The 14,096-nt window shown below is 66.9% G+C and carries 9 protein-coding genes and 1 tRNA gene; 6 read left to right on the top strand and 4 right to left on the bottom strand.

The features are described 5' to 3' along the window. The first annotated feature begins 200 nt into the window (after window positions 1-200). Window positions 201-1,343, top strand: coding sequence for a phosphoserine transaminase (gene serC, locus AC1AYD_RS02700; RefSeq protein WP_476544656.1), 1,143 nt, complete (start codon window positions 201-203; stop codon window positions 1,341-1,343). A gap of 85 nt (window positions 1,344-1,428) precedes the next feature. After that, complete coding sequence (locus AC1AYD_RS02695) at window positions 1,429-1,683, top strand: DUF2530 domain-containing protein (protein ID WP_476503128.1); 255 nt, start codon at window positions 1,429-1,431, stop codon at window positions 1,681-1,683. A gap of 4 nt (window positions 1,684-1,687) precedes the next feature. Here the strand turns inward: AC1AYD_RS02695 and AC1AYD_RS02690 are convergent, their stop codons facing one another. After that, window positions 1,688-2,998, bottom strand: coding sequence for a sensor histidine kinase (locus AC1AYD_RS02690; protein WP_476544655.1), 1,311 nt, complete (start codon window positions 2,996-2,998; stop codon window positions 1,688-1,690). A 225-nt stretch (window positions 2,999-3,223) separates the two neighbouring features. On the opposite strand from AC1AYD_RS02690, the gene phoU reads away from it, so the two are divergent. Beyond that, window positions 3,224-3,904, top strand: a complete 681-nt coding sequence (gene phoU, locus AC1AYD_RS02685) for a phosphate signaling complex protein PhoU (protein ID WP_034525951.1) — start codon at window positions 3,224-3,226, stop codon at window positions 3,902-3,904. A gap of 308 nt (window positions 3,905-4,212) precedes the next feature. Here phoU and AC1AYD_RS02680 read toward each other — a convergent pair whose 3' ends face one another. The 3 genes from AC1AYD_RS02680 to lysS form a co-directional block, all read right to left on the bottom strand. Then, a complete protein-coding gene (locus AC1AYD_RS02680; protein WP_034525883.1) occupies window positions 4,213-4,953 on the bottom strand; it encodes a phosphoglyceromutase in 741 nt (246 codons plus the stop codon). Window positions 4,954-5,202: 249 nt separating this feature from the next. Next, on the bottom strand, window positions 5,203-6,267 hold the full coding sequence (menA, locus tag AC1AYD_RS02675; protein ID WP_476544695.1) for a 1,4-dihydroxy-2-naphthoate octaprenyltransferase: 1,065 nt from the start codon (window positions 6,265-6,267) through the stop codon (window positions 5,203-5,205). A gap of 244 nt (window positions 6,268-6,511) precedes the next feature. Continuing rightward, entirely contained in the window at window positions 6,512-8,197 is a 1,686-nt protein-coding gene (gene lysS / locus AC1AYD_RS02670; protein ID WP_476503087.1) for a lysine--tRNA ligase, read from the bottom strand. Between the two features lie 215 nt (window positions 8,198-8,412). Here lysS and AC1AYD_RS02665 point away from each other — a divergent pair. From AC1AYD_RS02665 to AC1AYD_RS02655, 3 genes are all read left to right on the top strand, one after another. Beyond that, window positions 8,413-8,486: transfer RNA gene (locus AC1AYD_RS02665), tRNA-Pro, on the top strand. Between the two features lie 206 nt (window positions 8,487-8,692). Then, window positions 8,693-9,880 carry an MFS transporter gene (locus tag AC1AYD_RS02660; RefSeq protein ID WP_476544654.1) on the top strand — a complete coding sequence of 396 codons (1,188 nt, stop codon included), beginning with the start codon at window positions 8,693-8,695 and terminating at the stop codon, window positions 9,878-9,880. 169 nt (window positions 9,881-10,049) lie between these two features. Then, window positions 10,050-13,694 (top strand): 5'-nucleotidase C-terminal domain-containing protein, encoded by a 3,645-nt coding sequence (locus AC1AYD_RS02655; protein WP_476544653.1) that lies wholly within the window; start codon window positions 10,050-10,052, stop codon window positions 13,692-13,694. Window positions 13,695-14,096: the final 402 nt, after the last annotated feature.

Below are 14,096 nucleotides of genomic sequence, written 5' to 3'. Positions count from 1 at the left end.
GGCACCCTTCACCGTCACAATTCGCCACCCTACAACGACCCCCGCCCTCAGGCAAATCCCCTAGGGGGTGTCGAACCGGTTCGAGCCCTCCCCTCCCGCACCTCTCCCTCGTCTCCCCCCGCGTCCGCCCATCGGCCGCCGCGCGGTCGATATATGGAGCACGCGACCTGAGCACCGAAGGATTGGCTAGGGTGGTGCGCATGGCCAATACAGTGAACATCCCCTCCGACATGCTGCCCGAGGACGGCCGATTCGGCTCCGGGCCCAGCAAGATCCGCCCCGAACAGGTCGCCGCGCTCGACGCCGGCGCCACCACGCTACTGGGCACCTCCCACCGTCAGACCCCGGTGCGCCAGCTCGTCGGCTCGATTCGCGAAGGCCTCGAATCCTTCTTCCACGTGCCGGACGGCTACGAGATCGCGCTCGGCAACGGCGGCGCCAGCTGCTTCTGGGAGATCGCCTGCGCCTCGCTCATCACCCGTCAGGCCGCGTTCGGCACGTACGGATCGTTCAGCGCGAAATTCGCCGCCTCCGCCGCGGCCGCGCCGTTCCTCGAGGATCCGGTCACCTATCAGGGAGAGCCGGGCACGTACCGCCTGCCGGAGCCCACCGAGGACGTGGACGCCTACTGCTGGGCGCACAACGAGACCTCCACCGGCGTCGCCGCCCCGGTGCGCCGCGTCGAAGGCAGCGTCGAGCAGGGCTCGATCACGCTGGTCGACGGCACGTCGGCCGCCGGCGCGCTGCCCGTCGACGTCAGCCAGACCGACGCCTATTACTTCTCCCCGCAGAAGGCGTTCGGCTCGGACGGCGGCCTGTGGGTCGCGGTCCTCTCCCCCGCCGCCGTCGAACGCGCCGCACGCGTCGAGGCGAACGTGAGCCTTCCCGGCGCGAGCCGCTGGGTGCCGCCGTTCCTGTCGCTCACGAAGGCGCTGGAGAACTCGCGCAAGGACCAGACGCTCAACACGCCCGCCGTCGCCACGCTCATCATGATGGAGAACCAGGTGCGCTGGCTCAACGACAACGGCGGCATGGACTGGGCGGCCGCGCGGTGCGCCAAGTCCGCGTCGCTGCTGTACTCCTGGGCGGAACGCTCCGACTACGCGAAACCGTTCGTCTCCGACGAGGGCGCACGCTCCCACTCGGTCGTCACCATCGACCTGGACGACGCGATCGCCGCCTCCGACGTCGTGGCCGCGCTGCGCGAGAACGGCATCGTCGACACGTCCGGATACCGCAAGCTGGGACGCAACCAGCTGCGCGTCGGCGTGTTCCCGTCGGTCGAACCGTCGGACGTCGCCGCGCTCACCGGATGCATCGACTACGTTGTCGAACACCTGTAGCCGAATCGGGCCGGAACCGCGCGACCGGGGCGGAACCGCACGCGGCGCATGCTCGGCGGCGTGCGGTAAGGTGGTCGCTGTGAAATTGCGATTCGCCCCGATACTCGACCCCGCGGTGCGCAGGCCGGCGCCCAAACCGGTGCGTGTGGATCTGCGCACCGTGTTCCTCATCGGCACCGGCCTGTGGTCCGTGGCGTTGATCGCATGCTTCGTCCTCGACGCGCTCGGATTCGACGTCGCCACGCCGCTGATCATCTGCGCGGCTGGCGTCGTCGTCGGCGTGCTCATGCTCATCTGGGAGCATTTCGACCGCTGGGACTACCGGCGTCTCGGCCAGTAACGCCTCAGCGGGCGACGGGCAGGGTGAGGGTGAACGTGCTGCCCTGGCCGGGCGCGGACCATACGGCGACGGTGCCGTGGTGGGTGAGCGCCACATGCTTGACGATCGACAATCCCAATCCCACGCCGTCGGCGGTGCGCGCGCTCTGGTCGGCGCCGCGGTAGAACCGTTCGAAGATGCGCGACTGCTCCCGCTTCGGAATGCCCTTGCCCTGGTCGATCACGCGGATCACCGCGTGACGGCGCATCTCGTCCGCCTCCACGGACACGCCCACGTACCCGCCTGACGGCGAATACTCGATCGCGTTCTCGACGAGCTTGGTCAGGGCCGTGCGGATCTGGCCGGAATCGCCGTTGACGACGAGCGAATCGTCGCCCTCCACGTTCACGTCCACGCCGAAATCGGCGATCTCATGCGCAAGCGACACCTTCACCGCACGCACCTCGTCCATCACATTGAGACGGTTCGCGGCGGACGGCACGATCGGCTCCTGCGCCTTGATGAGCAGCAGCAGGTCGGAGACCATGTGGTTGAGATGGTTGCTGGTCGTGCGCACCTCGCGCGCGTCCGCCTCGATGCGGGCGCGGTCGAGCCCCTTCCCGTCCTCGCCGTCGTGCTCGAGATCGTCGGCGAGACGCGACAGCGCCTCGGTCGGCCCCAGCAGCTGTTCGGACACGTTGATGATGAACGAGTCGCGGATCTGCGCGAACCGCACCGTCTCGCTCACGTCGTCGATGAGGACGACGACGTATCGCTCCCCCACGCGCCCGACCGTCACCTTCAGCCAGTTCGGGCGCCGCACGCCGGGCCGCGCGCCCGGCGCGACGCCCGCACCGGAGCGGTTCGTCGCGTCGTCGTCGCCCGACGCGACGAACCGTTCCGGCGTTTCCGTCTCCAGGTCGAAACGGCGCCTGCCGCCGGTGGCGAACACCTCGCGCACCGTCTCCACCACCTTCTCGTTGACGATGCTGTCGTCCTGGACGATGCCGAGACGGTACGATTGCGGGTTCGCGCGCACCACGTCGCCGTCGCGGTCGACGATCAGCGACGCGCTCGGCAGGATCGACAGCAGCGCCTCCGTCGACGCGTCGAGATCGTCGTCGCCGTCCGCGGCGTCGCGGCGTTTGCGCAGACCGCGCGTTTTGCGTCCGATGAGGTTGCCGAGCCATTCCGTGAACGACGCACCTCCCAGCAGACGCTCCACAATCGGTTCGACATGGTCGATGATGAACAACAGGACGGCGAGCGCGATGGCGAGACCCATCACGCCGAAGACCGACGACACGATGATCGACGGCACCGGGGAATCATACATGCGCTCCATTCTCCCACACCGGGCGTGTCGGAAGCGGCGACATGCCGTGTAGTTGAATATCCGGTGAACGTAGTGGTGAACATGCAGCCAACAGCAGATGGCGATTGCGCTACGTTGTCGCGAAAGCGGGAGTACTCGCATAAAATGGGAGAGGTTGCCGTGAGGTACGGGCTACGCCTGACCGTCGCCCGTCCATGGCCGAAGAAAGATGAAAGGCTGAAGACAATGCGCGTTATCTTTAATGAAGAGCTCAAGGCCGTGGCCGACGACCTTGACCGCATGGCGCAGGGTGTGCGCAAGTCCATCCGCGGCGCCGGCGACGCCCTGCTCAAGCAGGACGTGGAGGCCGCCCAGACCGTGATCGACGGTGACATCGAGCTGGACGCCCTCGAGGAGAGCGTCGTCGACCAGTGCGTGAAGCTGCTGGCCAAGCAGAACCCGGTCGCCACCGATCTGCGCGTCGTGGTCTCCACGATGCGTCTGGCCACCACGTTCGAGCGCATGGGCGATCTCGCCAAGCACGTGGCCGAGACCGCGCGCCGCGCCTACCCCGCCTCCGCGCTGCCGGAAGGCGCGAAGGAGACGTTCCAGCAGATGCAGGACTTCCTGGACGAGACCTCCGACGACGTGGTGAGCATGCTCGCCGACCGCGACGCCAAGACCGCCGAGCGCATCATCGCCAACGATGACAAGCTCGACGCCCTGCACCACAAGACTTTCGAGTTCGCGCTTGACGAAAGCGTGGAGATCAGCCGTCAGCAGCTCATCGACGTCGTGCTGCTCGGCCGCTTCCTCGAGCGCCTCGGCGACCACGCGGTCTCGGCCGCGCGTCGCGTCGTGTTCATCGTCTCCGGTTTCGATCCGTCGAAGGAGCCGAGCCGTGACGAGGAAGGCTCGATCGAGTAAGGTTCCGTCCGGCTGTCCGGACGGATAACGAATTTCCTCCCTAGGGAGGACCCGGAACGGCGCAATGGCCTTGATTGGTCTTGCGTCGTTTTGTTATATGCGGATGGCTGGTTCAGCACCCCCTCAGTCCGGCGAAGCCGGACAGCTCCCCCTGAAAGGGGGCGCAGGCCACGTCATATGCGCCCCCTTTCAGGGGGAGCTGGCGCGCGAAGCGCGACTGAGGGGGTATCTCCCCATACGCGAAGAGGGGACGCTCCTTCTCGGAGCGTCCCCTCTCGTTACCGTGATTCAGTGACGAATCGTCGGGCTCACTTCTGGCCCTGGGCGGCGACGGCGGCGGCACCGGCGGCGGCGGCCTCCGGGTCCAGGTACTCGCCACGCGGCTTGATCGGCTTGAAGTCCTCGTCCAGCTCGTACAGCAGCGGGATGGCGGTCGGGATGTTGACCTTGGCGATCTCCTCCTCGGACAGGTTGTCGAGCATCTTGACGATGGCACGCAGCGAGTTGCCGTGGGCGGCGATCAGGACGGTCTTGCCGGCCTTGAGCTCAGGCTCGATGGCGGACTTGAAGTACGGCTCGACGCGCTTGACGACATCGGCCAGGCACTCGGCTTCCGGAACCGGATCGCCGGTGTAGCGCGGATCGTGGTTCTGCGCGTACTCGTCGTTCGGATCGATCTCGGGCGGCGGGGTCGCGTAGGAGCGGCGCCACAGCATGAACTTCTCGTCGCCGTACTCCTGACGGATCTCCGTCTTGTTCTTGCCCTGCAGAGCGCCGTAGTGACGCTCGTTGAGACGCCAGTTGCGCTCGACCGGGATCCACAGGCGATCCGCGGCGTCCAGCGCGATGTTGGCGGTGTTGATGGCGCGACGCAGCAGGGAGGTGAACACGATGTCCGGGAGGACGTTCTTCTCCTTGAGCAGCTCGCCGCCACGCTTGGCTTCGGCTTCACCCTGCTCGGTCAGCGGGACGTCGACCCAGCCGGTGAACTGATTGGTTTTGTTCCATGCGCTCTGTCCGTGACGGAGCAGTACCAGTTTGTAAGACATACGGCCAGTCTACCGCCAGTCCGGCCCAGACACGAACAATAATCCCACGTTTCTCGGCAACGTTTGGGTAAACAATCGCGCGGATGGTCGGGCGGACACCCCCTCAGTCGGCCTCCGGCCGCCAGCTCCCCCTGAAGGGGGCGCAAGAGAGAGGACCCCGCGAACGCGGACCTTTTTCTGCTCCCCCTTTCAGGGGGAGCTGTCCGGCTTTGCCGGACTGAGGGGGTAACGGATACGAAGGCCCACCGATCAGGTGACGGCGGTGATGCTCCCGTCGGGAGCGATGGCGGCGGGGAACATGAGCAGGGCGAACGCGACGGCGAACCAGAGCGCGTTGATGCCGGCGAACCGCAGCGCGGCGCCGTACCGGCCACGGAACACGTTCGTCACCACGCCGGCGAGGAACGCCGCCCCCAGTACGGCCACGACCGTCAGGAACAGCAATCCCAACCCCCGCATACGCCCGATATGCCCGGTCGCAACGTACGACACCCAGTCGGAGGCGCCGATGCACGGGCCCAGATACAGGATCATCGACAGGATCCACTCCCCCGCCGCGCATACGACGAGCAGAATCCTCGCGCCCCTCGCACCCAATCGCACGGCCAACGTGCGTTTGCCGTGCACGCGGTCATCGTCGATGTCACGCAGATTGTTGACCATGAGCAACATCATCGCGTTGACGCCGCAGCAGACGGCGGCGGTGATCCCCGTCCCGTCGACGCCGTAGTCGCCGGTCCACAGCATCGCACCCACGGTCCAGCCGGCGGCGGCCATCGGACCGGGCACCGTGAGCGGCGTCTCGAACGCGATCCGCCACGTGCCGGGCATGCCGAAACCGTCGAAACTCCACGCGACCGCGAATTGCGTGCCGAGCGTGGCGACGAGGCCGAAGAACACGAACACGAACGGCTCGCCGAGTCCCGCGTACCCGTAAGGGTGACGGCCGCCGGTATAGAACCACCCGGCGATGACGCACAACGCGCCGACGCCGATCAGACAGTACTGCCCGGACAACACGGCGACGGCGAGACCGCACACGCAGGCGAGCGCGGCGGCGCAGCCAGCCGCGGCGAGCACGCGTCTCGGCGGCACCAGACCGGACGCGACGAGGCGGCGCGGCTTGCCGCTCGCCGCCTCACTGCCGCCGCGCGACGCGTCCGTGCCGCGGACGCCGTCGGAGTAGTCGTTCGCGAAATTGACGGCGATCTGGAGGAACAGGGCGACGCCGACGCACAGCAGCGTCATGCCGATGAACCGGACGAGCGCATCGTCGTAGGCGTACCAAGGGTCGAAGCACGGGCCTTTGGCCATCTCCATATCGGCCCAGACGCCCTCGTCGGTCGAGATGCAGCTGCGGGCGGACGAACCGAGCATCTGCCACGCGCAGGCCGCGCCGACCAGCACCGGCGCGATTGACGCGGGCAGCGTCTTCGGACGGATACCGGACAGCCAGAGGCGCAGTGACGCGTGCGCGCTGTTCGATGATTCCCGATTCATGATGTTTCCTCCATCTATGAATTGGCCCCCTCTGACGAGGGGGCCGAAAGTGATGCTATCAGGCGACGAGGGGCTTGACGAGCGGGAAGGTGATGGTCTCGCGGATCGTCGCGCCGGTCAGGGCGATGAGCAGTCGGTCGATGCCCATGCCCATGCCGCCGGCCGGCGGCATGCCGACGCCGAGCGCCTCGAGGAAGTCCTCGTCGATGTCGCACGCCTCCTCGTCGCCGGCGAGCGCGTCCTTCGCCTGGGCGACGAAACGCTCGCGCTGCACGATCGGGTCGTTGAGCTCGGAGTAGCCGGTGGCCAGCTCGAAGCCGCGCACGTAGAGGTCCCACTTCTCGACCACGCCCGGCTTGGAGCGGTGGCCCTTGACGAGCGGGGAGGTCTCGACCGGGAAGTCGCGCACGAAGGTCGGCTCGTAGAGCTTGTCCTCGTAGAAGTGCTCCCACAGGTGCTCGACGAGCTTGCCGTGGTTCTCGACCTCGTCGCGCTCGACGCCGAGCTTGTCGGCGATGGCGCCGAGATGTTCGACGGAGGTGCCCGGATGCTCGGGGCCGCCGTTCGGGACGATCTCCTCGCCGAGCGCCTCGGACAGGGAGTCGTACATGCTGATCGTGCGCCATTCGCCGCCGAAGTCGTATTCGGTGCCGTCGAGCAGCGTCACCTTGTGCGAACCGTACACGTCCATCGCGGTCTTCTGCACGAGCTCCTTGACGAGCTGGCCGATCGTGTTGTACGTGCCGTACGCCTGGTAGGCCTCGACCATCGTGAACTCGGGAGCGTGCGTGGCGTCGACGCCCTCGTTGCGGAAGTCGCGGTTGATCTCGAACACGCGGTCGATGCCGCCGACGAGGCAGCGCTTGAGGAACAGTTCCGGCGCGATGCGGAGGTAGAGGTCCAGGTCGAACGCGTTCATGTGCGTGGTGAACGGGCGGGCCGCGGCGCCGCCGTGCACGGTCTGCAGCATCGGGGTCTCGACCTCGATGAAGTCGTGGTTCGCGAACGTGTGGCGCAGCGAGGCGACCGCCTTGGAACGGTTGCGCACCATGTTGCGGATCTTCTCGTCCGCGATCATGCCGATGTACGGCTTGCGGGTGCGGGTGTCCTCGTTGAGCTCCTTGTGGAGGGCGGGCAGCGGCTGGAGCGCCTTGGCGGCGATCGCCCACTCGGTGGCGAAGACGGAGAGCTCGCCGGTCTTCGAGGAGATGACGCGGCCCTTCAAGTACAGGTGGTCGCCGAGGTCGACGAGCTGCTTGAACTGCTTGAGGGAATCGGCGCCGATCTCCTTCTTGGAGATCATGCCCTGGATCTTCGTGCCGTCGCCGGCGGACAGCTGCACGAAGTTGAGGCCGCCCGCGTTGCGGATGAACAGGACGCGGCCGGCGATGCCCACCATGTCCTCGGTCTCCTGGCCGGGTTCGAGCTTGCCGTCGTACTTGGCGCGCACGGATTCGATGGTGTCGGTCACATCGAGGTGGACCGGGTACGGGTTGACGCCGGACTCGAGCATCATCGCGCGCTTGGCGACGCGCATCTGCACCTGCTCGGGGTGGGCCAGCGGACCGAACTCCTTGTTGGACGGGTCGACGGCCTCGTCCAGGGTGGCGCCGCCCTTGATCTTCTCGCGGATGGTCTCATCCTGCTTGAGCAGCATCTCCGCGCGTTCCACCGTGGTCATCTGGGGGACGGCGTTCTCGACGTTCTCGTCCTCGTTTGCTTGGGATTCTTGGGTTTCACACATAGGCACACAGTCTAGCGAGAAGGCGATACACGGCGGGGAGCAGGGGGATGAATGGATGGGGCGGGTGCGACGGGGTCGCACGGAATCACCCCCTCAGTCGCGCTCCGCGCGCCAGCTCCCCCCTGAGGGGGCGCAGGGAAAAGCGCGGAAAACGGCGCGACACGCCGACGTTTGCATCGCTCGCCCAAACATGTAATATATCACCCGTTGCCAAACGGGCTGTAGCGCAGCTTGGTAGCGCGCTTCGTTCGGGACGAAGAGGCCGCGGGTTCAAATCCCGCCAGCCCGACAACTGAGGAACCGCTGAGAAATCAGCGGTTCCTTTTTTATTCTCTTTGGCCATGGTTCCCTCCCTGACTGTCACTGCCCCCGAAGGCCCGCCGCTCCAAATACGCAAATCCGGTATGGGGTGAGGAGTAGCGTTGCGTATAACGTTTGATGCAAACGTATTCAGAAAACGTGTTTATCAAACTTATTCGTACACCAAGGGGAATCATGAAGAGAAGTCTGCTCGCGCTGGCAGCCGGGTCGTTCATCCTCGGCGCCGCCGAATTCGTGATGATGGGCATCCTGCCGCAGGCCGCGGCCGCCACCAACGTGGATATCCCGACCGCCGGCCACTACATCTCCTCCTACGCGCTCGGCGTGTGCTTCGGCACGCTGATGCTCGTCGTCGGCCGCAAGACCCCGCCGAAGCGGCTCATCATCCTGTTCATGGTCATCGCGTTCGCCGGCAACCTGCTCTCCGCGTTCGCCGTCAACGCGCCCATGCTGCTCGTCACGCGCTTCATCGCAGGGCTCCCGCACGGCGCGTTCTTCGGCACCGCCACATTCGTCGCCAAGACGCTGGCCGACAAGGGCAAGGAGGCGCAATCCGTCTCGCTGATGGTGGCCGGACAGACCATCGCGAACATGCTCGGCGTGCCAGCCGGCACGCTGCTGGCCGAATTCCTCTCGTGGCGTCTCACGTTCGGCTTCCTCGCCGCATGGGCCGCGATGACGGTCGTCCTCGTGGCCGCCTGGGTCCCGGCCGTCGCACCGGTCAAGGACACCGGCATCAAGGGGCAGTTCCGCTTCCTCGCCAAGCCCGGCCCGTGGTTCATCATCGCGGCCATCTTCACCGGCAACGCGGGCGTGTTCTGCTGGTGGAGCTATGTCTCCCCGTGGCTGCAGAAGTCCGGCGGCTGGCAGTCCTCCCTGGTCCCGATGTTCATGATGCTCGCCGGTTTCGGCATGGTCCTCGGCGGACTGGCCGGCGGATGGGTCACCGACCACTGGCGTCACGCCGGCACCGCCGCGCTCGGCCAGTCGGTCTCCTGCCTCGGTCTGCTCATGGTGCTCGTCGTGCCGGGCAACCACGTCTCGACCACCATCCTCACCTTCTGGATCGCGTTCGGCCTGTTCTTCGTCAACGCGCCCCAGCTGCTGCTCATGGCCGAAGCCGGTCAGGGCGGCGGCGAGCTCATCGCCGGCGCCGCCGCGCAGATCGCGTTCAACTTCGGCAACGCCGTCGGTTCCGCGGTCGGCGGCATGACGCTCAACGCGTTGGCGATGAACTACCGGTTCACCGGTCTCGCCGGCCTGCCGCTCGGCATCCTCGGCGTCGCCCTGCTCGCCATCTACTCGTGGCGCTACGAGACCGACACCGACGCCATCCACCGTCTGCGCGAAGTCCACGTGTGAGAGCGGCCGTCGCGCACGCCACTCACACACGTCACGCCGCCCGCGCACCGCGCGTGGACGGCGTGCGCTTGCTCACACTTCACGGAAGTTCACCTCCCGTTCTTCCCCGTCGCCCACCCCGGCCATGTCGCGGCCGTAGCGTGGGCCGTGTCCGGATGAATCGGGCTCCATGACCGCACGGAACCCGACGGACATGACGAAGGGAATCATCATAGTGAAGCAAGTGAAGAGGAACACGCATATCGCGACGAGACTGTTCGCCGCGATGGTCGCCGCGGCGACGCTGTCCGGCGTCGGCGTCGCGACCGCCGCCGCGGGCGAGACCGCGACGAACGCGAGCGACGTCGCCGGCGCGACGGCCGCGTTCGACGCCGCGAAGTACGCGGCCACCAGCGAAGGCCGCTACGACGCCGCCGCAGCCGGCGACGACGCGACCGTCTACTCCGACGGTGCCACGCGCGCCGCCGTCAAGCCGAATCTCGTCCAGCTGCTCGGCGAATACGATGCATACTGGCAGCCGGCCACCGAAAACGCCGGCGGCAAGGTCCTGAACAAGACCGTGCTCGACCACGACGACGATTTCGTCCAGAAGATCAACAACGCGGCGGCGGAAGGCGGCGACGGCAAGACCGCTACGCCGCAGCAGCAGCGCGCGCTCGTCGACGCCGACATGAGCGCCGCCGAGACGCTGCCCGACTCGCTCGGACCGGTCCTCGGCAAGTACTTCTCCGACGGACTCGCCGACGGCAGCCTGAACAAGGTGTCCGACATCTTCAAGTACGACACGATCTCCACCTCGACCGCGAAGAAGCATTTCCAGCACCCGCGTCCGTTCGAGGACCGCACCGACGGCGGCAGGAACGAGATCACCGACATCTCCGCCGGCATCAAGCGCGTGCCCGACTGGACCGACGCGCAGGGCGACACGCACTCCGCCGAATACGACGGCCTCGCCGGATCCGGCTCGTTCCCGTCCGGCCACACGACCGGCGCCTACTCGTGGGGCGTCGCGCTGGCCGGCATGTTCCCGCAGCTCGCGCCTGAGATCCTCGCCCGCACGTCCGAGGCGGGCAACAACCGCATCGTGCTCGGCGTGCACTACCCGCTCGACATCATGGGCGGCCGCATCGACGGCGAGGTCGCGAACGGCTACTACTGGAGCACCTACTACGACAAGTACGTGAAGCCGGCCTCCGACCAGCTGCAGTCGTATCTCGCCGCCAAGTGCGTGGCGGACGGACACGCCACCAAGCAGGACTCCGACTACGCGACCGTGAGTGAGTGCGTCGGCAACCTCGGCGCGAACGCCTCGAACGGCTACACGAACGCGTTCGTCGACGTGGTGAGCAAGGAGCCGGTCACCGACCGCGCCTCCGCGCTGCGTGTCTACACGAACCGACTGACCTACGGCTTCGCGAAGACCACCGCCGGCACCGAGTTCAAGGCACCGGAAGGCTCCGCCGACCTGCTGAAGATCGCGTACCCGAAGCTGCACCGCGACCAGCGTGAGGCGATCCTCACGAAGACCGCGATCGACGGCGGCTACCCGCTCGACTCCACGTCCGACGGCTGGCAGCGCCTCAACCTGGCCGCCGCACTGAGCGCGAAGGTCACGCTGAACGAGAACGGCGACGTCGTCAAGGTCGAGCCGGGCGCGAGCGCGCCGAGCGTGATCGGCGAACAGTACGCCGACAACGGCGGCCACCCGGATTCCGACGGCAACGGCGGCTCCGGTTCCGACAAGCCCGACCAGCCGGGCAAGGACGCCAAGCAGGTGACCGTGTTCGACATCACCGACTTCCACGGCCACATCGAGACGGGCCAGTGGATCGAGGCGGCGTACAAGAAGCTCGCCGTCGACCACAACCCGGGCAACAGCGTGTTCGTCTCCAGCGGCGACCTCGTGGGCGCCTCCCCGTTCGAATCCTCCTACTTCCAGGACAAGCCGACCCTTGAGATGGCGAAGGCGTGGGGTCTGAGCGTGAGCGCGCTGGGCAACCACGAGCTCGACAAGGGCACGGGCGACTTCAACGACCGCATCGCCGACCCGCAGTACGGCGTCGACTGGGTGGCCGCGAACATCTCCGGCGGCAAGCTCACCTCCGATCGTCTCAAGCCGTACACGATCAAGACGATCAACGGCAAGAAGGTCGCGTTCGTCGGCGCCATCACCGCCGACCTCAAGAACGTGGTCTCCCCCAGCGTCATGCAGGGCGTGACCGTGACCGACCCGGTCCAGGCGGTCAACAAGGTCGCCGACCAGCTGTCCGACGGCGACGAGTCCAACGGCGAGGCGGACGCGGTCGTGGCGCTCGTCCACGAGGACGGCGACACGCTCGCCTCCGACGGCGACGGGTTCGACGCGAACGTGGACCTCGTCTACGCGGGCCACAGCCATCGCAACGAGTCCGGCGCCACCACGAAGTCCGGCGCGCCGATCATCGAGGCCGGCAGCTACGGCCGTGACGCGGCCGCGCAGGACCTCTACATCGACGGCTCCGGCAAGGATGCGAAGGTCACCGTGCAGAACGCCTCGCAGTACGCCGTCACGTACGTGACGAACAAGGACGGCACCGCGCCGTCCAAGGGCTTCGAGGGCGACGACAACGGTCCGGCCGCGAAGGTCTACAAGCAGGCCCAGGCGGATTCCGCCGCGGCCGGCGAGCAGGTCATCGGCACCATCGACAAGTCCGCGGACTTCGCGAAGGGCGACTGGTCGGCCGAGACCCAGCTCGGCACGCTGAACGCGGATGCGGCGCTCGAATCCGCGAAGAAGACGGAAGTCGGCAAGAACGCGACCATCGGCTTCATTAACCCGGGCGGCCTGCGCACCGACAACCTCGATCTTGACGGCAACAAGCAGATCACCGTCAAGGAGGCGTACAGCATGCTCCCGTTCGGCAACGACAACAGCGTGGTCGACCTGACCGGCAAGCAGCTCAAGACGGTGCTCGCCCAGCAGTGGCAGATCAAGGACGGCAAGTCCAGCGTGACGCGCCTCGGCATCTCGTCGAACGTGACGTTCGTCTACACGCTCGCGCCCGACGCGAACACCAAGGCGCCGGTCGCGACCGTCACCGACGTGTTCGTCGACGGCAAGCCGATCAAGGACGACGACACGGTCACCGTGGCCGCCAACTCGTTCCTGCTTTCCGGCGGCGACGGGTTCACCGGATTCACCGCGCAGGGCGCGCCGCGCCTGACCGGCACGGTCGACGTGCAGGGGCTCATCGACTACCTGGGCGCCCATCCGGGCGTCAAGGGCGACGAGTCGCCCGCCGGCGTGGAGCTGACGGCCTCGTCCGTCGAAGGGAACACCGCGAAGCTCACGTTCGCCCTGCCGGTGTACGCGAACGGCCCGAAGCCGCTCGCACTCGGCCTGTACGTCAACGGCGTGGACTTCGGCGTCAACGAGCTCGGCTCGGCGAAGCCCTCCGAGTTCACGGTGACGAAGACGCTGACCGCCGATGAGCAGGCGAAGTTCGGCACCGCGGTCGCTTCGGTGAACCCGCAGCTGCTCTACACGCAGGACGAGATCGACGCCGCCAAGAAGGCGCACGCCAACGGTGGCCAAGGCGGCCAGCCCGGTGGCCAGGGCGGCCAAGGCGGCCAAGGCGACAATACGCCGCAGAACCCGACGCCCGGCAAGGGCAACGGCGGCACCGGCGCGAACGGCGCCGCCAAGGGCAACACCGCCAAGGGCAATGGCCTGTCCAACACCGGCGCGTCCGTGGCGGTCGTCGCCGCGGTGGTCGTGCTGCTGGCCACCGCCGGCGGCGTGACCGTCGCCGCGCGTCGCCGTCAGCAGCGCTGACACTGGTTTCGGTGATTCGGTTTCCATCGAAACTGAATCGGAAATCGAATCCGCTGGCCGGGACCTTCCAAGGCCCGGACCACGATCTCCCGGAGAGCCCCGCAGATACGGGGCTCTTCCCGTTCTTGCGTCCCCGATTCGGGAGCAATGGCCTTGTTTCCCGACAACGGGACACCACGGCGGCGCATCATGGCAAGACGGCAACGGTATCGCGGTAGGACGGCAACGGTATCGCCGTAGGATGGCAAGACCGCCCGGAATCTCCCGGTGTAACGACACTCACAGCGTGCGGCGGGAACGGTCACAGTACGCTGGAAGTCAGTGATGGACGACATTCGCGATGGAGGGAACAAATCGATGGCCGATGATGCAGTGGACGCCGACGCGATCGACGGGATGGAA

Source organism: Bifidobacterium sp. LH_426 (genome assembly GCF_056356875.1).
The sequence above is the reverse complement of the archived record's forward strand: the minus strand, read 5'-3'. Positions and strand labels throughout refer to the sequence as shown.

Coding starts and splice junctions, on each gene's coding strand:
- AC1AYD_RS02660 (WP_476544654.1), top strand. CDS start 8,693: ATGAAGAGAAGTCTGCTCGCGCTGGCAGCCGGGTCGTTCATCCTCGGC.
- AC1AYD_RS02680 (WP_034525883.1), bottom strand. CDS start 4,953: ATGTCTTACAAACTGGTACTGCTCCGTCACGGACAGAGCGCATGGAAC.
- serC (WP_476544656.1), top strand. CDS start 201: ATGGCCAATACAGTGAACATCCCCTCCGACATGCTGCCCGAGGACGGC.
- AC1AYD_RS02655 (WP_476544653.1), top strand. CDS start 10,050: ATGACCGCACGGAACCCGACGGACATGACGAAGGGAATCATCATAGTG.
- lysS (WP_476503087.1), bottom strand. CDS start 8,197: ATGTGTGAAACCCAAGAATCCCAAGCAAACGAGGACGAGAACGTCGAG.
- menA (WP_476544695.1), bottom strand. CDS start 6,267: ATGGCCAAAGGCCCGTGCTTCGACCCTTGGTACGCCTACGACGATGCG.
- AC1AYD_RS02690 (WP_476544655.1), bottom strand. CDS start 2,998: ATGTATGATTCCCCGGTGCCGTCGATCATCGTGTCGTCGGTCTTCGGC.
- phoU (WP_034525951.1), top strand. CDS start 3,224: ATGCGCGTTATCTTTAATGAAGAGCTCAAGGCCGTGGCCGACGACCTT.